This window comes from Pseudoalteromonas sp. RW-H-Ap-1 (assembly GCF_048318575.1).
Classification (GTDB): domain Bacteria; phylum Pseudomonadota; class Gammaproteobacteria; order Enterobacterales; family Alteromonadaceae; genus Pseudoalteromonas.
This window is the reverse complement of sequence record NZ_CP166996.1, coordinates 2,795,662-2,815,346: the sequence shown is the minus strand read 5'-3', so window position 1 is coordinate 2,815,346 and position 19,685 is coordinate 2,795,662. Positions and strand designations below refer to the sequence as shown.

17 protein-coding genes are annotated in these 19,685 nt (G+C 40.1%); 6 read left to right on the top strand and 11 right to left on the bottom strand.

Features of this window, described 5'->3' with window-relative positions; translation table 11 throughout:
- Window positions 1–94 precede the first annotated feature (94 nt).
- The 3 genes from AB8618_RS13455 to coaBC all read right to left on the bottom strand — a co-directional run bounded on the left by AB8618_RS13455 (window position 95) and on the right by coaBC (window position 5,179).
- The gene (locus tag AB8618_RS13455; protein WP_413400806.1) at window positions 95–2,842 is read right to left on the bottom strand and encodes a prolyl oligopeptidase family serine peptidase; all 2,748 of its coding nucleotides are present in this window, start codon (window positions 2,840–2,842) and stop codon (window positions 95–97) included.
- A gap of 331 nt (window positions 2,843–3,173) precedes the next feature.
- On the bottom strand, window positions 3,174–3,761 hold the full coding sequence (gene slmA, locus AB8618_RS13450; protein ID WP_008113236.1) for a nucleoid occlusion factor SlmA: 588 nt from the start codon (window positions 3,759–3,761) through the stop codon (window positions 3,174–3,176).
- Window positions 3,762–3,985: 224 nt separating this feature from the next.
- On the bottom strand, window positions 3,986–5,179 hold the full coding sequence (gene coaBC, locus AB8618_RS13445) for a bifunctional phosphopantothenoylcysteine decarboxylase/phosphopantothenate--cysteine ligase CoaBC (protein WP_413400805.1): 1,194 nt from the start codon (window positions 5,177–5,179) through the stop codon (window positions 3,986–3,988).
- A gap of 141 nt (window positions 5,180–5,320) precedes the next feature.
- On the opposite strand from coaBC, the gene radC reads away from it, so the two are divergent.
- The 3 genes from radC (at window position 5,321) to rpmG (ending at window position 6,673) form a co-directional block, all read left to right on the top strand.
- Complete coding sequence (radC, locus tag AB8618_RS13440; protein WP_178956588.1) at window positions 5,321–5,995, top strand: RadC family protein; 675 nt, start codon at window positions 5,321–5,323, stop codon at window positions 5,993–5,995.
- 274 nt (window positions 5,996–6,269) lie between these two features.
- Window positions 6,270–6,506 carry a 50S ribosomal protein L28 gene (rpmB, locus tag AB8618_RS13435; protein WP_008464111.1) on the top strand — a complete coding sequence of 79 codons (237 nt, stop codon included), beginning with the start codon at window positions 6,270–6,272 and terminating at the stop codon, window positions 6,504–6,506.
- An 11-nt stretch (window positions 6,507–6,517) separates the two neighbouring features.
- Window positions 6,518–6,673, top strand: a complete 156-nt coding sequence (gene rpmG, locus AB8618_RS13430; RefSeq protein WP_004587947.1) for a 50S ribosomal protein L33 — start codon at window positions 6,518–6,520, stop codon at window positions 6,671–6,673.
- Between the two features lie 506 nt (window positions 6,674–7,179).
- Here the strand turns inward: rpmG and AB8618_RS13425 are convergent.
- The 7 genes from AB8618_RS13425 to lptD form a co-directional block, all read right to left on the bottom strand.
- Complete coding sequence (locus tag AB8618_RS13425; protein ID WP_413400804.1) at window positions 7,180–9,195, bottom strand: methyl-accepting chemotaxis protein; 2,016 nt, start codon at window positions 9,193–9,195, stop codon at window positions 7,180–7,182.
- Between the two features lie 308 nt (window positions 9,196–9,503).
- Window positions 9,504–10,322: a symmetrical bis(5'-nucleosyl)-tetraphosphatase gene (locus AB8618_RS13420; RefSeq protein WP_413400803.1), complete on the bottom strand. Its 819-nt coding sequence runs from the start codon at window positions 10,320–10,322 to the stop codon at window positions 9,504–9,506.
- Window positions 10,323–10,338: 16 nt separating this feature from the next.
- Window positions 10,339–10,728, bottom strand: coding sequence for a Co2+/Mg2+ efflux protein ApaG (gene apaG / locus AB8618_RS13415; RefSeq protein WP_041709470.1), 390 nt, complete (start codon window positions 10,726–10,728; stop codon window positions 10,339–10,341).
- Window positions 10,712–11,518 carry a 16S rRNA (adenine(1518)-N(6)/adenine(1519)-N(6))-dimethyltransferase RsmA gene (gene rsmA, locus AB8618_RS13410; protein ID WP_413400802.1) on the bottom strand — a complete coding sequence of 269 codons (807 nt, stop codon included), beginning with the start codon at window positions 11,516–11,518 and terminating at the stop codon, window positions 10,712–10,714. Before rsmA ends, apaG begins: the two co-directional genes overlap by 17 nt.
- The gene (gene pdxA, locus AB8618_RS13405) at window positions 11,515–12,507 is read right to left on the bottom strand and encodes a 4-hydroxythreonine-4-phosphate dehydrogenase PdxA (protein ID WP_413400801.1); all 993 of its coding nucleotides are present in this window, start codon (window positions 12,505–12,507) and stop codon (window positions 11,515–11,517) included. The genes rsmA and pdxA overlap by 4 nt, the downstream gene beginning before the upstream one ends.
- A gap of 2 nt (window positions 12,508–12,509) precedes the next feature.
- Entirely contained in the window at window positions 12,510–13,805 is a 1,296-nt protein-coding gene (gene surA / locus AB8618_RS13400) for a peptidylprolyl isomerase SurA (protein ID WP_413400800.1), read from the bottom strand.
- Between the two features lie 96 nt (window positions 13,806–13,901).
- On the bottom strand, window positions 13,902–16,148 hold the full coding sequence (gene lptD / locus AB8618_RS13395) for an LPS assembly protein LptD (protein ID WP_413400799.1): 2,247 nt from the start codon (window positions 16,146–16,148) through the stop codon (window positions 13,902–13,904).
- A gap of 94 nt (window positions 16,149–16,242) precedes the next feature.
- Here lptD and AB8618_RS13390 point away from each other — a divergent pair, with 94 nt between their 5' ends.
- From AB8618_RS13390 to djlA, 3 genes are read left to right on the top strand one after another with little or no spacing between them, the layout of a single operon-like run.
- Window positions 16,243–17,244, top strand: a complete 1,002-nt coding sequence (locus tag AB8618_RS13390) for an aminoglycoside phosphotransferase family protein (RefSeq protein ID WP_413400798.1) — start codon at window positions 16,243–16,245, stop codon at window positions 17,242–17,244.
- Window positions 17,241–17,897, top strand: a complete 657-nt coding sequence (gene murU / locus AB8618_RS13385) for an N-acetylmuramate alpha-1-phosphate uridylyltransferase MurU (RefSeq protein WP_409423924.1) — start codon at window positions 17,241–17,243, stop codon at window positions 17,895–17,897. The genes AB8618_RS13390 and murU overlap by 4 nt, the downstream gene beginning before the upstream one ends.
- Window positions 17,898–17,930: 33 nt before the next feature.
- Window positions 17,931–18,788: a co-chaperone DjlA gene (gene djlA / locus AB8618_RS13380; protein ID WP_413400797.1), complete on the top strand. Its 858-nt coding sequence runs from the start codon at window positions 17,931–17,933 to the stop codon at window positions 18,786–18,788.
- Here the strand turns inward: djlA and AB8618_RS13375 are convergent.
- Window positions 18,771–19,667 carry a DUF3530 family protein gene (locus AB8618_RS13375; RefSeq protein ID WP_413400796.1) on the bottom strand — a complete coding sequence of 299 codons (897 nt, stop codon included), beginning with the start codon at window positions 19,665–19,667 and terminating at the stop codon, window positions 18,771–18,773. The two genes, djlA and AB8618_RS13375, sit on opposite strands and share 18 nt — an antisense overlap.
- Between the last annotated feature and the right edge of the window lie 18 nt (window positions 19,668–19,685).

Sequence of the window (19,685 nt, the reverse complement as noted above, 5' to 3'; positions counted from 1 at the left end):
TTAATAGTGATTTAGTATTTATTTAAAGCTTTATATAGTCCTTAATTGCTGGTTTTAAATGTTAAACCGACGCCAAATAGAGCCGGTTTATTAGTTACTCTTCGATAAACGCTTCACCTTCGTTCATCCACTTAGCGGCTGGCTTGCCTTTTAAGTAATGATCAAAGTACTGCATCATACGTACTGAGAAATCTACCTGATTAGGGAATTGCTTTAAGTGGTGCGGTTCACCTTCATATTGTAAAAATGTAGCATCTTTACCCGCACGGCGCAGTGCTAAGTAATATTGCACGCCTTCATGCCATGGCACAGCATCATCTTTATCACCAAACATAATCAGAATCGGGGTATTTACTTTATCCGCAAAAAAGACTGGCGAGTTCTCAATATAAAGCTCAGGGGCTTCAAATAAGTTTTTACCAATGCGACTTTGCCCTGTTTCATATTGAAATTGGCGGGCAAGCCCTGACTTTAAGCGAATGCCACTGTAGGCACTGGTCATGTTAGACACAGGCGCACCCGACACCACAGCTTTAAACATATCAGTTTCGGTGATCATAAACGCGCTTTGATAACCTGCCCAAGAGTGACCTTGTAGCCCTATTTTATTAGCATCGGCAATGCCTAAATCAATCAGCTTTTGGGTGGCGTTGATCATGGTTTGAGTTGAAGACTTACCTGGGTGACCTATTTCAAAGCGAATATCAGGTAAAAAGATGGCGTAGCCATTTGATGTAAACATTGGGAAGTTAGGACGATGATTTAATTCCATTTTAGGAAAGTCGTACATACGCTGGCTCATATAGCGGTAAAAGTACACCACAACCGGTACTTTATCGCCTTCTTTATAGCCGGCAGGTTTGATTAATACCCCTTGTAAATCTTCGCCATCAAAGCCTTTATAACTAATAAGTTCAGGCTTTTCTCCCCAAGCAAAATTAGTTACCTGAGGATTAAGGTTAGTGACTTGTTGTGCTTGTTTGAAGCTAAAGTCTGTTTGATAAATATCAGGGAATTGCTGATACGTTTGCTCTGTAAATAAGTATTTATCGGCATGTTTGGCTTTTTTAATTACATCAAAACGTTTATTACCTGTAAGTACTTTAGTAACGTTAAGTGTTGTTAAATTAAGTTTAGCCACCTCACTTTGCTTACTTTGTAAGTTAATTGCAGAGAGCAAAAGAGTATCATTGCTGTTAAAGCCTACTTGTTTTTTATCAAGCTTGATCACTCTGTACTGAGTGTTACTTTTCTTACCATCAGTTAAGCGTTTGGCTTGCTTGGTATTTACATTAAACGACCAAATATCGTATTTGCTATAAACCAGTACTTCGCTGCTATCGTTAAGCCAGCCAGCAAAGCCATAGCCAGGCTGCTTAGATGGGTAATCGTGTTTGTCATCGGCAAAGGTGGCGTTAATTGCTTTGCTGAGTACGCTCACTTTGTTATTGCCTAAGTTTTTAAGCTGTACTTGGTTATTATCAAAGTAAGCAGCAAACTGACCATTAGGCGCGAGGCTAGGTCTAAATGGATAGTCGTTAATAATAGGTGTTTGTTTACCCGTTTTTATATCAACCGCGTAGTAGTCAGCAAAAAAGCCGCCATACATTATTTTTTCAAGATGGGCTAGATTTGAGTAGCCTAATAATGAATCCGCGCGTTCAGTATTAAGTGCCAGCTCTGGTATATTTGGTGTGCTTAACTGTACAACTTGTTGCGAGTTTACATGGTATACCGCCGTGTAATGTCGATTTTTATTGTTTTTATTCCATTGCTGCTCTTCGCGAGGTTTAATTTGCGCATCGTTGTTGTGCCATACATTTAACCCTTTTTGGTCGCGAATAACTTCAAAGTTATACAGTGACGACTCATCGGTATATTCTTTTTGCTTAACTTTTGCAGCAAGTTTTGGGCGGTTTTCAAAGTATAGGCGTGTACCATCTTCTGCCCACGTTAATGTCGCAGTTTTACCCATTAACCATTCTGGGTTAGGTGACTGCACAGTGGTAAGCGTCTCGTTTTGCCAAAGCGTTAATTCGTATTGGCGGCGACGCTTATCATCGTTTACATAGTTACCTAAAGTAAATGCAACACTCTTATTGATAGGATGCCAAGCTATTTCGTTGGCAACCACACCTGGCTCGTCAATTAATGCTGTGCTGGAAAAATCATTGAGTGAAAATAAAGTAATTTGATTATTATTACCATCCACATAGCTTTGGCTCACTAATAATTGATCGCTGGTGGCGCTAATATCATAGGTGAAGGCACTTTCAAGAGTGTGGGTGCGTTTATCGCTTAAGTTGACGACAACCAGCGGGTAGCTTTTATCTTTTTTATCAGCTGTGATAGCGCTATCATTACCGGCGTTTTTATCATCCGCGTCGGTGCTCTCATTTTTACGATAGGCAAGCCACTTCCCGTTATTAGCGAGTACGTAATCTTTTACGTCATTAAAGCGTTGTTGCTCACCGGTTTGGGTATTCACTAATACTAGATTGTTTTTTAAATCACTTTTTTTCTTAGTGGTCTCTTTTTCAAGTAGGGTAGGCACTTGGGTGAATACGACCCAGTTCGCCATTTTGTTAATTGTAGGGCGAGTGCCTCGCTCTACCTCAGCAATAAGCTTGTTGTTATTTAGCGAGTAGACTTGCCCAGTGGCATTGCCACGATAAGGAGTTGCACTTAAAGAGAGGATTTGACCATTTTCAGAAAGCTGTGTGCCTTTTGCAGATTTAAAATCAAATACATCTTTAAATTCTAATGGCTTATTTGCTAAGGCACTGGCGCTCGTTAAGCTGGTAATAAGTGCACAGCCTATAAGAGTGAGTTGTGTTTTCATTATAGATTCTCGTTTTTTAACATTATTTTATTGTAACGAGTTTTAATAACAATTCGAGTAGATACGATAAGCGGTAGCAAGGCAGAGATGAGAGGGGAAAAATGAATGGTAAAAGGTTAAATTTTCGGGCCTCGGGATGCGAGGTGTTTGGCATCGGTAAAAAGTTAGGGAAGTAAAAGTTTAATTGTGGTTTTCAATTTTTTACTTTTTGCTCTGTGTTCAAATTAATTTTTAAATATAATTTATAAAAAGAACACAGAGTTTATGTGGAATTGATGATAGGAGAATAATTTAATAACCTTGCTGGCAAGATTACCTAAAACCTAAAACCTTATAACCAAATTTTTTGAAGTTCTGGCCATTGTTTTTCAAATTGCTCACTTGGGCGAGCACTAAAATTACTGCGCACAAACTGATTCATTTTTCCTTCAACGTAGGCAAGCAAAAAGTTAGCTAGGGTTAACTCATCGCTTTGGAAGTTTTTACCTTCACGTAGCTTACGCTCTCTAAGAATTTGTTTAAATTGGGTTTCTAGTTTTTCAAATAAGCCCTGTACACGCTCACGAAGTCGCTCTTGTTCTCCTTGTAGAGCGTCGCCTGTTAATATACGAGTAATGCCAGGGTTTTTCTCAGCAAACGTTAGCAACAGTAATAAGGTATTGTATACGCGTGCTTTGCTTTCTTTTTCGTTATCTAAAATAAGATTAATACGTGATAGCAGGGTATCTTCAATAAACTCAATTAATCCTTCAAACATCCGCGCTTTGCTCGGAAAATGACGATAAAGAGCGGCTTCAGAAACGCCAACTTCTGCGGCAAGTTTGGCAGTTGTAATACGCTGGCCTGGGCTGGTTTCTAACATTTGTGCGAGTGCTTGCAGTATTTGCTCTTTGCGATTACTTTTTTTTGTCGCAGGCATGAACATTCCTTTTTTAATAGTTATTTTTTTCTACATCAATGTGCGATAACACAGCTACCGGCCTAGTGCTGCTGCGGGCAATAACCAGTAAGGCGGTATTTTCACGTATTACGTGAAGCTCTGGTACTGCGCAAGCATTAAACTATATTAGCGAAGTATAATTACACTAAAAGGTCACAAGGCGTCATCATGTTAATGTTTTATTCAGTTTGTTTCCAGCCTTTTTATAATCGTTTGGCAAGCTGTTCGATCACTTTGATGGCTATTTCTGTTTTGCTGGCCTCAGGTAAATCGAGTTGTTCATTTTGCCAATAAAGTGTGAGTGCGTTACGCTCTGAATTAAAGCCCAAATCACTTTGCGATACGTCGTTAGCACAAATCATATCGAGGTTTTTATTGGTTAGTTTCCCTTTAGCGTAGTTAGCAACATTTTGCGTTTCTGCTGCAAAGCCGACAGTGTAAGGGCGGCTTTGTGTAAGGTTTGCTACCGCTGCTATAACGTCTGGGTTCTTAACTAAGCTAAGAGTGAGTTCATCGCCTTGTTTTTTCATTTTTTGCGTGGCGATATTCGCTGCGCGGTAATCGGCTACAGCAGCGCAGCCAATAAAGGCGTCTGATTGATGGGCGTAACTGAGAGATTCTTGCAGTAGCTGCTCAGCACTTTCTATATTAATTAAATTAACGCCTTGCGGCGCGGTAATGGTCACTGGGCCTGAAATTAAGTTAACTTGCGCGCCAAATGATAAAGCAGCTTGTGCTAGTGCATAACCCATTTTTCCTGAGCTGTGGTTTGATATAAAACGCACCGGATCGAGAGGTTCTCGGGTTGGGCCTGCGGTAATAGTAATGGTTTTACCTGCTAATAATTGTGGTTGCGCAGGTTCAGTGCATAAACTCACTAATTCATGCGGTTCAAGCATTCGCCCTGCACCTACATCACCACAGGCTTGCTCACCTTTGCCTGGCCCCCAAACTGCAACGCCACGAGCCTTTAAAGTGGCTATGTTAGATTGCGTGGCGGGGTGCGCGTACATTTGTTGATTCATAGCCGGTGCTACAGCCACTTTTGCAGGGGTTGCAAGTAATAACGTAGTAAGTAGGTCATCAGCAATGCCTGCAGCCATTTTTGCAATAATATTGCTGGTGGCAGGAGCAACTAAAATTAAATCAGCCCATTTGGCAAATTCAATATGTCCCATTGCAGCTTCTGCTGATGGGTCGAGTAATGAGTCAGAGACTATTTCACCACTGACAGCTTGCATCGTTAGCGGGGTAATAAAATGCTTTGCTGATTCAGTCATTACAACTTTAACGTCACAACCATGGTCTTTTAAACGTCTTACTAGTTCGGCACATTTATAGGCTGCAATTCCACCGCTAATACCCAGCACTATTTTTTTATTTGTTAAATTAATCATGGTTGTTCATCAATTTTATAAAATATGCTGGCTAAAATAACAAATCTTGAGCGTGACAGCTAAGATAAAATGCGTTTTATCGCGCTAATTTTTAATTTTGCATTACAGTTATATGATACTGACCGCTTTCAAGGATGAACGATGCAATTAACCTCTCTGCCTAATTCACTCAGACCGCGAGAAAAGCTGCTAGCAAAAGGCGCAAAGGCACTCTCTGATGCTGAACTATTGGCTATATTTTTACGTACGGGTTTACCCGGTATGAATGCAATAGAGCTGGCACAACATCTGATCAATGAAAATAAAACCCTGCATAATTTGTTTAATGCCAGCATAGATGAGTTTTGTGCGCAAAAAGGGCTGGGTACAGCTAAATATGTACAGTTACAAGCAGTACTTGAGCTAAGTCAGCGTTATATGCAAGAAGGCTTTGTTCGCGATGCCGTTTTTAATTCCCCTCAAGCTGTTTACGACTATTTAACCCTGCAAATGCGAGGGTTGCAGCAGGAGGTGTTTATGGTGTTGTATCTTGATAGTCAAAATCGTTTATTGAAAGATGAAATCTTATTTTATGGTACGATTAACGCAGCCAGTGTATATCCACGTGAAGTTGTCAAAGCGGCTTTGAAAAATAATGCGGCAGCGGTTATTTTTTCACATAATCATCCCAGCGGTATTGCAGAACCAAGTCAGGCCGATAAACTAATTACCAATAAATTGTGCCAAGCGCTGCAATTAGTCGACATAAATGTATTGGATCATATTATTATTGGTGGTGAAAACTGTGTTTCGTTTGCCGAACGGGGACTTATTTAAGTTTATTGCTCGCAGATATGTGCTAAAAATGAGCGGTTTAGTGTGTTTTGGCAAATTAGTTTAATTTAAATGCAGTTTTTACTTTCCCTAAGGGCATTCGATCTTTATAATTAGCCGCTATAAAATTTACACATGAGCTGGTTGGATAAGATCAGTATTTGATCTTTGCCTGTAAAAGCTGTATAAAGAGCGCCCTTCGATTTATCTCTAGGGCACAAATACATGGCCTTAGGGAAAAATTAAGCTCGAGCGAAGTTATTGGAGATATATAGACATGTCTAAAGTATGTCAAGTTACAGGTAAGCGTCCAGCGGTTGGTAACCACCGTTCACACGCGAGAAACGCGACTAAACGTCGTTTCCTACCTAACCTACAAACACACCGTTTTTGGGTTGAAAGTGAAAAACGTTTTGTAACATTACGCACTACTACTAAAGGTATGCGTATTATCGATAAAAAAGGCATTGACACGGTTCTTACAGAAATCCGTGCTCGTGGCGAAAAAGTTTAAGGAACTGAATTATGCGCGATAAGATCCGTTTAGTTTCAACTGCTGGTACTGGTTTTTTCTACACTACCGACAAGAACAAGCGTAACATGCCTGAAAAAATGGAAATCAAAAAGTTCGATCCTAAGGCTCGTAAACATGTGATTTTCAAAGAAGCTAAAATCAAGTAATTTAGTTTTCTTTCAGAAATGTAAAAACCCAGCTTATGCTGGGTTTTTTGTTTTTAAAATCCACTCTGTTACCACCGAAAATATACCTACCGTAATTGTGTCCATCTAATTAAAAATTTATGCTAAGCGCCATGGCCTATTGTTTTAATAGCGGCTCCGTTGTTTGTAATACTAATCCGCAATAATACTTAATCATTTTACGGGGCTAAACGTGTCGCTACCTGTGTTAAAAAATTCTCATTTAGAACAACCAAATAGCAAATTTTTTGCCTAGCTATCAACGCGTTTTTCCAGCCTCAAAATAGACCACTTAATTAAGCGAATGGGTATAACCAAAGAAAATATAAATAGTATTAAATGACTTTACGGACTAATCAGTTGGGTGTTGTGTATTTAGAGTAAGATTGTGGGGGTATGTAAATATACCTAATGAGGAAGTGGGTGTTTTACTATGACTTACTAGGAGTGAACTGTAAGCAGCCCTAAGGCTACTTACAGTGCGATACTTATACTTTAAAGTTCTCTACTGATATTCTTAGTTCTTCGGCTAACTTAGCCACTTCTGAACTTGAAATATTAGTTTGTACAGCACCTTCTGCTGTTTGTTCGGCGATAGCAACAATAGACTCTAAGCGTTCACTAATCTCTTGTGATACTTGTTGTTGTTCTTGTGCTGCCGTTGATATCTCTTCACTGACATTGTGCGCTTGCGATACCGCAAGAGTAATTGAATCCAGTGCACTATTAGCTAAATCACTTTGCTCAACACAAGAAACAGCGCGTTCTTTACCTTTTTCCATGGCTTTAACTGCTTCTTCAGCGCCTAACTGTAGTGATTCAATCATAGATTGAATCTCTTGGGTCGACTCTTGAGTTTTACTTGCAAGCGATCTTACTTCATCAGCTACCACGGCGAAGCCTCTGCCTTGCTCGCCGGCACGCGCTGCCTCAATGGCCGCATTAAGTGCAAGTAAGTTAGTTTGCTCAGCGATACCACGAATAACGTCTAAAATACTACCAATTGAGGCGCTATCTTTATGTAGCTTATTAATAACACTTGATGCTTCATCAACTTCGTAAGCGAGTTGTTCAATGGTTGCTTTATTTTGATTTGAAATACCTTTAACGCGTTCAGCTTCTTTATCGGCATTTTTTATTTCGCCCAGTGCTTGTTGAGCACTGTTGCTCACTGTTTGAGAAGTACTGCTCATTTCAGTGGTTGCGGTTGCCGCTTGCTCTACTTGCGCTTGTTGATTACTAATCGCTTTGCTCGACTCACCGGTAATTGTTGAGGTTTGCTCAGAAGCAGCAGCAAGCTGTGTTGAACGCGAAATTATACCGGTAATTAAGCTACGTAAGCTGTCAATTAAGGTGTTACAACTTTTCGACAATTCACCAAATTCATCTTTTGCGCTGTCATCCAAGCGTTGAGTCATATCACCACTGGCAACAATATCTAAAATGCGGTTAACTTCTGCTAATGGCTTAGTAATACGGTTAACTGTAACAATGGCCACAAGCACAGCGATAATAGTCGCAATGATCATGCCTATCCAAGTCCATAAGTTAGCTGAGTTTACATCACTACGCACGCCTTCTTGCAAAGTAAATGCAATGCCGCTGGCTTGTAATACTAATTCGTCAATTTGACTGAGTGCTGTTTTAGTCGCTTTTTCAGACTCTTCTAATTCACGTTCAGTTGTGCTGATTGCATCAATAAGGCGTTTTTTATTCGCTGAAAGGCTATCGTTACCTAAAATATTACTCTCAAGTGTATCTACATAACCTTTTAGGTCGTTAAACAAGCCGCTATGGCTTTGCTCTATTGCAGGTTGTATTAATGAAACAGTACGAACGACTTCTTCAAAGTAATATTCTTGTTCATTTTTAATAATATCGAGCGTATTAAGTGTTTTAACAGTTAGCATATCGGTGCTACTGGTAACCACAGACATAAAGTTATTTTCAAGGTTATTAGCTGCTTGATAAGCACGAGGGTAGTTGTCTTCTAAACCATCGATATCAATAATATCAAGAACCATAGAGTTGGCATCTTCTGCCGCAAGCTCAACGGTTTCTAATTGAGCTTTAAGCTTTTTATTAAGCACTAACTGAGTGTTTTTGTCTTTGAGTAGGCTCTCTATAATGCTTAAAAAACTTAAGTAGGTCTTTTCAACGTCAAGGCTGCTCTTATTTAGTTGTGGATCATCTTTTACTACTTGTTGTAGCTCGCGATGTAACTTATCAAATAACTGTTTTTGTTCTTCTATTTGTGTTTTTATTGGCGCTAGCTCTTGAGCCGATGAAGTGTGAAAGCTAGTTTGAGCAGCTTTACTCATCAAAATAAATTCAGCTTGTAATTGAGCGCTCTTGTTTAATGCCGGAAGCGATAGCAGATTAACCTTTTGAGTTGAGTGATCTATATGTGCTATTTTTATTAAAGAGTTACCGCCAATAATTAAAAGTAATAAAGTGATAAATATAAAACCACCCCAAATACGTTGACTCACTGTTAGATTCATATGGTTTTCCATTCAAAAATACGTCTATTAAAACTTATCGGCGCTTTCAACAATAAGTTAAGTAATTAAAAATAATTAATTTTTACTGTTAATAGTTAGTTGCTAAATTTACCGTGAAACTTCATCACACACTAAGCATACATAATTCAACTATTCGATTATGGATGTAAAATAATACAAAGCAATTTTCCTCATCTTTAATTAGATTAGAGAGTGTTGCTATTTTTTACACTTAGTTGTGAATGGTTTGTAATTATGCAATTTAACATGCACTCTTAAACTTAACAGATGTATTAACTTTTTTCAGTTTATTTAGACAAAAGTTGTGATTTTTTTGAAAGTTTTTGTTTGCTCTGTAAATTTATTAAGGTCATTGAGCCGCCCCAGACGCAACCTGTATCTAGAGCGTACAGGTGTTTGTAGGGAGTTTGACCTTCAAGTGCAGCCCAATGACCAAAAACAAGGTCATGTTGAGCGTTAACAATTTTAGGATGAGAAAACCAAGGAATCAATGAATGGCTATTTGCTGTTGCTTCTTTTGCACTAAAATCAAGCAAGTTATCGGGTGTAATAAAGCGCATACGGGTGAAATAATTAACAATATAACGAAACTTAGCAGCGTCATCGAGTTGCTCACTCCATGTTAGTGGGTGAGGCTGATACATGTTTTTTAAGAAGTATTGAGCGTTGTCAGCACCATAGCATTGCTGTGCGAATTGGGCGTGCTCAATGGCTTGCACGCACGACCAATCAGGGTTTAGCCCCGCGTGTGAAATAAAGCAATCATATTTATCTAAGTAAAGAGCTAAAGGCTGAGTTTGCAAAAACGCGATGTAATGTGGGAGTTTACTGCTGTTGAACAGTGTCGTTAGTTTGTCTTTAGGGTTGGGTGCAACATTATTTAAATAACAGGCAATCATATGTAAGTCATGATTGCCTAATGTGACGCTAACGCTGTCTTGGTGCTGATATATGTAATCAAGACATGCTTTGGAGTCTGGGCCGCGAGCAACAATATCACCTACTAGGTAGAGATGATCTTTGCTAGGATTAAAGTCGACTTGCTTTAACAATAAACTAAATTCGTCAAAGCAGCCTTGTAAATCACCTATTGCGTAGTCGGCCATTAGACGCTGTTCTTACTCAGTGTAAGATATTAGGGCAAGCTAAACGGAACACATTTATGGGGGCTTCAAACTCAGCACCAAATTCGTTTCGTAAAGTGTAATGCCCTTGCATGGTGCCTACCGGAGTATCTAATATTGCACCACTGGTGTATTTGTAACTTTCGCCTGGGGCTATATCTGGGGTTTCACCTACCACACCTTCACCTTGCACTTCTACTTCTTTGCCATTGGCATCGGTAATTAACCAATAGCGACTGAGTAGTTTTGCACTACATAAACTGTGGTTTTTTATAGTAACGGAGTAAGCAAACACAAATTTATCGAGTTCAGGTTGAGATTGCTCTTCTACATAAAATGTTTCTACAGATACCTTTACAGGTGATCCCATATTACTGCTTGTTGTCATAAATCCAGTTAGCTATATCAATAAATTGTTGTAACGACAGGCTCTCAGCACGCAAGGTAATATCAATGCCAATGCTGGTTAACTCTTCAGCGGTTAAAAGGTTGCCTAGGCTGTTGCGCAGTGTTTTACGACGTTGATTAAACGCTTCTAAACAAACCGTATTGAGTATTTTAACGCTTTTAGCTGTGCGCTGTTCTGCCTTTTTAGGGATTAAGCGAATAACCGCAGAGTCCACTTTAGGCGCAGGTTTAAAGCATTCTGGTGGTACTTCTACTACAGGCATAGCATTACAGTAGTATTGAGTCATTACACTCAAGCGGCCAAAGGTTTTACTGCCTGGGCCTGCAACCATGCGCTTTACCACTTCTTTTTGCAGCATAAAGTGCATGTGCTCAATATGATCGGCAAATTCAAAAAGATGAAACAACAAAGGAGTAGAAATGTTGTACGGTAGGTTACCAAACACTTTTAGCTTGTTGTCATCTTTAACTAGGCTTGCAAAGTCAAACTTCATTGCATCGCCTTGGTTTACGGTTAATTTAGGCCCTAAAAAAGGGTGCTCAATTAAACGTTGGGCTAAATCTTTATCTAGCTCAACAACCGTTAAATGACCACTCAAATCGGCTACAGGCTCAGTAATAGCGCCAAGGCCTGGGCCAATTTCTACTAAATTATCTTGCGGCTTGGGATCAATGGCGGTGACGATTTTATCAATGATTGATTCATCGAATAAAAAGTTTTGGCCAAAACGTTTACGGGCGCGGTGTCCTAAGTGTACTTTATCGGTCATTGATTCTGTGCTTTTTCATGGGCGAGCTTAATTGCTTCGCGGATCGCTAATTCAAAACTGCCAACATCAGCATCGCCTGTACCAGCTAAATCAAGCGCAGTACCGTGGTCTACTGAGGTGCGGATAAATGGAAGGCCAAGGGTTATATTCACTGACTTACCAAATCCTTTGTATTTTAGCACAGGTAATCCCTGATCGTGATACATAGCCAGCACTGCATCGGCTTCATTTAGGTATTTATCTTGAAATAATGTATCTGCAGGTAAAGGACCGATTAAGTTCATCCCCTCAGCTCTTAGCATGTCAAGTGTAGGCGTAATTGTGTCGATTTCTTCGCGGCCTAAATGGCCATCTTCACCAGCGTGCGGGTTTAAGCCACAGACTAAAATACGCGGTTGCTCAATACCAAACTTAGTTTTTAAGTCATGATTAAGAATATTAGCCACTTTAACCAGTCGCTCTTGGGTAATAGCACGCGCAACATAAGCAAGCGGAATATGCGTTGTTACTAATGCAACTCGCAGACCTTCGGTAGCTAATAACATAACAACATCAGCGGTGCCCGACTGTTGAGCAAAGTACTCAGTGTGGCCACTGAAAGAAATACCGGCTTGGTTAATAATACCTTTATGAACAGGGCCGGTAACAACGGCATCAAAAGTACCGTCCATATTTTTCTCACTGGCAATACGTAGTGTGTCTAATACGTATTGACCGTTTGCGTCATTCAGCACTCCTAGCTCAACCGGCTCGGCTAAATCAATCTGTTTTATGTACAAGCTGCCAGCAGCTGTAGGCATAGCTTCGGCGCTTTCATCAAATTCAATCAATTTAATTTTTAAACCTAAATGTTTAGCCCGCTGCTTTAGTAGCGGTGCATCTGCAATCGCTACTAGCTGTGTATCCCAGCTGTGTTGTGCCAGTTTTAATAGCAAGTCAGGGCCAATGCCTGCAGGCTCACCAGGGGTTACCGCAATTCTTAAGGTCATAATTATTCGTCTGTTGGGAAAATTTCAACATGGGCTTGTTCGCGCATTTCTTGCTGCCAGTTAAAGCTTTCTTCTTTAAATTTACGATTAAACAACATGCCATGTGCACGATTACGTTTAGCTTGCTCGGTTTTATCAGCAACGCGTGTGTCTAATAACTGCACAATATGCCAACCATACTGGGTTCTAAATGGTTCGCTGATTTCGTTTTGATCAAGAGATAGCAATGTATCTCTAAACGCAGGTACGTAGGTAGTTGGATCAGTCCAGTCGTATTGTCCGCCTTTAAGTGCTGAGCCAGGATCTTGCGAGTGCTCTTTAGCTAGTTCTGCAAAGTCAGCATTCCCAGCGCGTAAATCCTTAATAAAGCCAGCTAACATTGTGCGGGCTTTTTCTTCGCTTAAAATAATCGAAGGTTTAATGAGAATATGACGAGATTTAACTTCTGTGGTTTCTACTACTTGGCGACCTCGTACGTCTTGCACCTTGATAATGTGAAAACCTGCACCAGAGCGAAGTGGGCCAATAATCGCATCTTTCTTTTGCCCTTTTACCGCTTCTGCAAATAGAGATGGCATTTCGTTAATACCCATCCACCCCAATTGACCACCCTCAAGCGCTTTTGAACCACTTGATGAAGAAATTGCAATACGCTTAAATTCTTGGCCATCTTGCAGTAGTTCAATTACTTTGTCTGCGCGTGTTTTTGCAGAGCTGACGTCGTCTGCACTTGCACCGCTTGGAATATCGATAAGAATATGACCAATATCGTATTCTTCGGCATTTTGGCCTTGGCTATCCATAATTTTCAGTAAGTTATCAATTTCTTGGTCGCTTACATATATACGGCGGTCTACGTTTGCACGCGTGACTTGTTGCGTGGTTATTTCTTTACGAATTTCTTCACGGTAAGCTTGAAAGCTTTCACCCGAGGCTTCAATGGTACGACGTAAGTCAGCAATCGTACCGCCTTGCTCTTTTGCCATGTTAGCGAGAGTTTGGTCAAGCTGACTATCTGAAATCTGTAAACCCATACGCTCAGCCATTTGCATCATTAGCGTTTGATTAACTAAGCGCTCAATTGCTTGTACACGCAGTGTTTCGTCTTTTGGCAGTTGTTGGTCTTGTTCTTCTGCTTGTTTTTTAACACGATCAACAATGGTGTCTACTTCACTTTTTAAAATAACGCCTTGGTTTACAATACCAATTACTTTGTCTATTTCAACCGGAGCGGCGAATGCACTTTGGCATAAGCCAAATGTTAAAACTGCTGATGTTAATAATTTTTTTAAATTCATATTCTTTTTACTACTCTTACTAATAGTACTGTTGTAATGCTAAATGCGGCTAGATTGATATAGTTATTTGTAGATTTTTACTATACAAAATGCAGTTTAGTCATTAAGAAAATACGGCCTACGATAACCAAAAATACCTTGTTGTAATAATTTTTGAGCATCATAACGGCTTTTACTACCAAGCCCTTTTAATACAAAATTCAAACGAATGCTCGAATCAAAAGTGGCTTGGGGTTGCCCAATTGACTGATTTAAATCAGTTTCAATTTGGCGATGGCCAGTAATTTGGAACGCCCAACAGCACGATTCATACTGTAATCCACTAAATACTTCAATACTGCGGTTATTATCAAGGTCACGATGGTAACTTGCAATAAATTGCCATTCGTCACTGATAGGAATGCTTGTAAATAAGCCCGCTTGTTCGATTGTATTTCCTGAGACATCATTTGCATAGCGATGGTTCAATTGAACCAGCTGATTATTGTCACCTTTATAATCTAAGGTGACATTTGACTGGATAATTTGCTTGCCATCCGTATCGTACTGAATACCACCGGATAAATACCAGCGGCGGTGCCAATGTAACATGGTTTGCGCTGCAAACAAGGCATTGTAGTTACTGTCGCTGTTAAGCCCTTGCTCTGTGGGCTTGGCTGAATCACTTAAATAAAATATTTGGCCTGCGCTGAAATTAAATACTTCTTCATTTTTCTTATCAAATAAACGAGTGGTTGCCCCAAGCGTAAACTGATTTGCGGCGGCAATACGGTCAACACTTGAAAAACGTGCATCCCTAAATAGGCCAAAAAAGTCATCTTGTAATTTAGTGGTATCGTATAAGCCAATATCGGACTGATCTTTATTTGGTGTATATAAATACTGAATTTGTGGTTCTAGGGTTTGAATACCATCGTCGATAAAAATTGAGGTATCGCGCTCAAAGTTAAGCTGAGAGTACAAGCGTACCTTTGGCAATGTGCGCGAAACATTATCGCTAAATTGAGTGCCTTGTAAATCACCGTCTTGTTTATAGTTAGTTTGTAGCAGGCTTACTTCAGATAAAAATGACCAAGCATATTCTTTGTAATCAAAGCGTGCTTTAGGTTCTATATGCACGCGAGTTGCTTGGTCAATCACCGCTGAGCTATTAGTAAAATGGCTTAGCTCCCCTGAAACAGTAAAATCGAAATAATCAATTTTCCACGGCGTAGTTTGTGTAAAGCTAACTTGAGGTAAGGCCGTATATGACTCTAAGTGGTCACCGAGCACTTCAAAGTTTTGTATTTTTATATCGGTACGCCACATCTCGCCCATATGAGTCAGTGAGCCGGTTCGATAAAGCTGGGTATCGGTTTTACTTGCATAAGTTGAATTTAAATCAGTGAGGTAGTTATCATCACTGACATTGGTTATATCAATACTGGCTCGCCAATCTTCGCCGATATAGCTTTTTTGTTGCCAATGAAATAAAAAGCGCTCGTCAAGCTCAGGCTCTGAGTCATCTTTATTTAAGTATTCGACAGCTACTAAACCTTGATGTTCTGGAGTTAGGTATCTAAATTCAGTTTGTAGCTGTAGCCCCTTGCGTGACATATAACGCGGCGTAATGGTTGCATCATAGTTTGGAGCAATATTCCAATAATAAGGCGTAATAGTCTCTAACCCATAGCGATCTGAACTTGAAAAGCTGGGTGTTAATAAGCCTGATTTACGGCGCTCATCAAGTGGGAAAGTAAAATAGGGTAAATAGAGCACTGGCGTGTCTAAAATACGTAGCACCGCATTGTAGGTTTCACCCCAGCCTTCTTCTCGCGATAAATTAATTTCGTCAGCTTCAATCGCCCATACTGGCGTATTACCCGGGCAAGCAGTAAAGCTTGCATTCATCAGCATTAAGCCAGACTTGTCGATGGTGAGTTTTTCCGCACCGCCTTTGCCTTGCTGTTGTGTTAGGCTGTATTGTGCGCCTAATAAGCTAAATGCTGAGTTGTTTAAATCGGCGTTTAAGCCCGCACTTTGAACCTTACTTACATAATCGCGGTAGGTAATAGGGCCTGTGGCATTGAGTAGGCCGCGTTGTTTATCAATCAGTGCTGATTGTGCGGACAAACTCATGTTAACGGTGTTAATATCAACATTACCAGTAAATTCAGCGCTTTGTGTGCCTAAAAGTTCAACGTCATCAGCGCTGATATCAACCGTTCCAAGCTCAAGGCCAGCTAGCGGTTGCCAAGCTCTGGTTTGCATTGAAGTGCCACAAAAGTTGTGTGTCAGTTCAGTTTCGGCAAGCGATGGTGCGCTCAGTACGCTAAGCATCAAAATGCCCCAGGTTTTGCTCATTTATCGACCTTTATGCTCTGTGATTAGTTACAAGCTATACATAATAAAGGAAAACAATAGCAAAGTAATTAGTGAAAAATAGATAGCTTATAAAATGACACGTTTTGAGAGTTTACAACAGTTTATTAATACTCACTTTAGTGAGCAATCCTGCGCGCTTAATGCAATAACCGCTGATGCCAGTTTTCGCCGTTATTATAGGTTAAGCGCTGAAAATAAAAGCTTTATTGTGATGGATTCAGATCCAAAAAAAGTTAACAACGTCCCTTATATTGCATTAAATAAGGTGTTTTCTGAGCAGGGTTTTTTATTGCCAACCATTATTCATAGTGATGAGCAGCAAGGTTTTTTTATTTTAAGTGATTTAGGAAACATCCATTTAGCTGACTTGCTTGATGATGCCAATCGCAGCGAGTATTACCAGCAGCTGATCAGTTTAAGTGCCAAGTGGGCTAAAACGCCAAAAGCTCCGTCAATGAATCCGTATGACCATGACTTTATTGCACTTGAGTTGGATATTTTTAAAAATTGGTTGGTTAATGATTTTATTAGTGCAGAGCTCAGCGATGAGCAACAAAATATTTGGCAAACAAGTACTGCGCTGCTAATCAATACACTGCTTGAACAACCCACAGTGACTATGCACCGTGATTACCACAGCCGTAATATTATGCGCTGCGAGCAGCAATGGGCGATTATCGATTATCAAGACGCGGTACAAGGCCCATTATGTTATGACTTGGTCTCGCTTTTAAGAGATTGTTATTTTAAATTGCCTAACGACGAGCTGACTTATTTACTTGAGTTTGGTTATGACGAATTTAAGCGCCAAGGTTTAATAACTAACGAGTCATTTACACAATTTAAGTATTGGTTTGATTTAACCGGCTTACAGCGCCATTTAAAAGCTGCCGGTATTTTTTGTCGTTTGTATTTACGTGATGACAAAAAAGGTTATTTAACCAATATATTACCAACACTAGCGTATATTGTTGAAGTGGCGGCAGAGTATTCAGAGCTTAGTGACTTGTCTGATTGGGTAAAAAATTACGTAGTACCAAAAGTACAGCAGCGGTTAAAAGAGGAACAACTATGAAGGCCATGATCTTAGCTGCAGGACGCGGTAAACGTATGATGCCGCTCACCGCACAGTTGCCAAAACCTATGTTATGTGTGGCAGGTAAACCGCTTATTGAGCATCATATTATGCGCTTAAAAACAGCTGGTATTACGCAGATTGTGATTAACCTCGCCTGGCAAGGAGACAAAATAAAAACCTACTTTGCAGATGGCAGTGCATGGGGTGTAAGTATTACCTATAGCCAGGAAGTAACTGGCGGGCTTGAAACTGCAGGCGGTATTATTCAAGCACTTCCTTTATTAGGTGAGTCATTTATTGTTATTAATGGTGATGTTTACAGCGACTACGATATTAGTGCATTAATGCAGCTGCATTTACAGCCAAAAGAAGCGCACATTGTATTGGTTGAAAATCCTGCGCATAACCCAGAAGGCGATTTTACCCTAAGCCACTTACCTAATAGTGAACAGCGCTATACTTTTTCTGGAATTGGCCGTTATCAGGCTGATTTCTTTGAAGGGCTGACCCCAGGTATTCTCCCGTTAGGGCCTTTACTGCGTGAAAAATTAAATGAACATTTAGTCTCCACTGAACTCTATATTGGCCAATGGGACGATATAGGCACACCAGAGCGTTTATCGGCTCTTAACCAACAATTAGCGCCATAAGCTAAATATAAAACATTAGAGGTAAGTTTTAAAATGTGGGGAAAAATTCTCGGTTTCTGTTTTGGTTTTATGTTTGGCAAAATATTTGGCGCCATTTTGGGCTTATACCTAGGTCATATGTTTGATAAAAGTCTAAAGAAAGACTTTGATAAAGCTGGCGGCTTCTCTAACCTTTTTAAAGGCGATGATGTTAACGAGCGCCAAGCACTGTTTTTTTCTAGCTGCTTTGCAGTAATGGGGCATATCGCCAAGTCAAATGGACGAATAAGCGAAACCCATATTAAAGCTGCGACGCTATTTATGGATGAAATGGGCTTAAAAGGCGAAGAGCGCCGTGAAGCGCAGCAGGCGTTTCAATCGGGTAAAGACAGCGACTTTTCACTCAAAGACACGGTTTATGACTTCAAAGAACGTTTTGCTAAACGTTACGATTTACTGCAGTTATTTTTAGAAATTCAAATTCAAATGGCATTTTCTGATGGCGTGCTTGCCGCGCAAGAAAAGCAGTTACTGCAAGAAGTAAGCAAGCAGTTGGGGGTATCTAAAGCACACTTTGCCTTTGTACTAAAACGTTATCAAGCAGAGTTTAATTTTAGGCAGCAACAACAGCGCTTTAAACAGCAGCAAAGTCAAAGTAGTAGTTACCGAGAAGGCTCAGGGCATCATGTACCGCCAAGTAATGATATGAACCGCTCGCAGGCATTGGCCTTATTAGGGCTAAATAAAGACGCCTCGCAACGTGATATTAAACTAGCGTACCGTAAGCTTATGGCTCAGCACCATCCTGATAAACTGGTATCGCAAGGTTTACCTAAGCACATGATGGAAGTAGCAGTTAAAAAAAGCCAAGATATTCAAGCCGCTTACGAGTATTTAAAAAAGGCGGCGTAAAAAACCGTCTATTTCTTTGCTCAAGCGTGCATGTTGCTGTGGCGCGTCGCGCAATCCAAATAGCTGGCGCTGGCGGTAATCAAACTTTGCATTACGGTTAACCCAACGCTGACGGTTTTTAAGGTTCATTAAAATATCGTTATGATCGCCTGAAAAATAAATATCTAATAACGCCGGTGTCACTAAAGAGGTGGTTTGGCTCAAACGCGCATTACGCTGTGAATTTGGTAAGAAGCTACTTAAACTAATAAATGCATTGATCTGTAAATCTGAAAAATCAGCATAGTGCTCCATTAATACTCCCGCACTGGTTCCTTGAGCAATAACCACAATATCACTCGAGGCTTCACTTGCTTGCTGATAAAGCGCCTCATAGCGAGCAATTAAATTTGTTTTGTAGTTATCTAATACCTCAATATTGACCTGCTCAATATAATCAACATGATGAGGCGGCTCAGTTGGCGTGCTGTTATCTGCTGCAGTCGGTTGATTATTTGCCTCGCTGCTCTGCTCAGCAGCTTGCCAATTAATATCGGGCACCGTCATAGCGTAAGTGCTATAGCCATGGTTATTTAATTCTTTGCGTAAAAAGTTCATGCCAGAATTGTTCGTAGGGCTCGATTGCCAGTCGGGTATTAGAACCACCACACCTCTAAAATCAGCGCTCATGTATTCACGATGTAAGGTTAAAAATGGGGTGTCGCCAAGCTCAATGGTTTTAATTTCATCCCCAGGTGCTAAGCGTTTAATATCATTTTCAATAATAGTTGAATGGGCTGTAGGAGCTATATGTTCCACTGCATATATTTGCCAATGCATTAATATGCAAACAGCTGAAAATGCACAGAGTGACATTTTTATAAATTGCGCAACAACCATAATGGACCCAAACAATAA

Excerpts from the sequence above, each read along its gene's own strand:
- AB8618_RS13455 (WP_413400806.1), bottom strand. The coding sequence starts at position 2,842 with ATGAAAACACAACTCACTCTTATAGGCTGTGCACTTATTACCAGCTTA.
- slmA (WP_008113236.1), bottom strand. The coding sequence starts at position 3,761 with ATGCCTGCGACAAAAAAAAGTAATCGCAAAGAGCAAATACTGCAAGCA.
- coaBC (WP_413400805.1), bottom strand. The coding sequence starts at position 5,179 with ATGATTAATTTAACAAATAAAAAAATAGTGCTGGGTATTAGCGGTGGA.
- radC (WP_178956588.1), top strand. The coding sequence starts at position 5,321 with ATGCAATTAACCTCTCTGCCTAATTCACTCAGACCGCGAGAAAAGCTG.
- rpmB (WP_008464111.1), top strand. The coding sequence starts at position 6,270 with ATGTCTAAAGTATGTCAAGTTACAGGTAAGCGTCCAGCGGTTGGTAAC.
- rpmG (WP_004587947.1), top strand. The coding sequence starts at position 6,518 with ATGCGCGATAAGATCCGTTTAGTTTCAACTGCTGGTACTGGTTTTTTC.
- AB8618_RS13425 (WP_413400804.1), bottom strand. The coding sequence starts at position 9,195 with ATGAATCTAACAGTGAGTCAACGTATTTGGGGTGGTTTTATATTTATC.
- AB8618_RS13420 (WP_413400803.1), bottom strand. The coding sequence starts at position 10,322 with ATGGCCGACTACGCAATAGGTGATTTACAAGGCTGCTTTGACGAATTT.
- apaG (WP_041709470.1), bottom strand. The coding sequence starts at position 10,728 with ATGACAACAAGCAGTAATATGGGATCACCTGTAAAGGTATCTGTAGAA.
- rsmA (WP_413400802.1), bottom strand. The coding sequence starts at position 11,518 with ATGACCGATAAAGTACACTTAGGACACCGCGCCCGTAAACGTTTTGGC.
- pdxA (WP_413400801.1), bottom strand. The coding sequence starts at position 12,507 with ATGACCTTAAGAATTGCGGTAACCCCTGGTGAGCCTGCAGGCATTGGC.
- surA (WP_413400800.1), bottom strand. The coding sequence starts at position 13,805 with ATGAATTTAAAAAAATTATTAACATCAGCAGTTTTAACATTTGGCTTA.
- lptD (WP_413400799.1), bottom strand. The coding sequence starts at position 16,148 with ATGAGCAAAACCTGGGGCATTTTGATGCTTAGCGTACTGAGCGCACCA.
- AB8618_RS13390 (WP_413400798.1), top strand. The coding sequence starts at position 16,243 with ATGACACGTTTTGAGAGTTTACAACAGTTTATTAATACTCACTTTAGT.
- murU (WP_409423924.1), top strand. The coding sequence starts at position 17,241 with ATGAAGGCCATGATCTTAGCTGCAGGACGCGGTAAACGTATGATGCCG.
- djlA (WP_413400797.1), top strand. The coding sequence starts at position 17,931 with ATGTGGGGAAAAATTCTCGGTTTCTGTTTTGGTTTTATGTTTGGCAAA.
- AB8618_RS13375 (WP_413400796.1), bottom strand. The coding sequence starts at position 19,667 with ATGGTTGTTGCGCAATTTATAAAAATGTCACTCTGTGCATTTTCAGCT.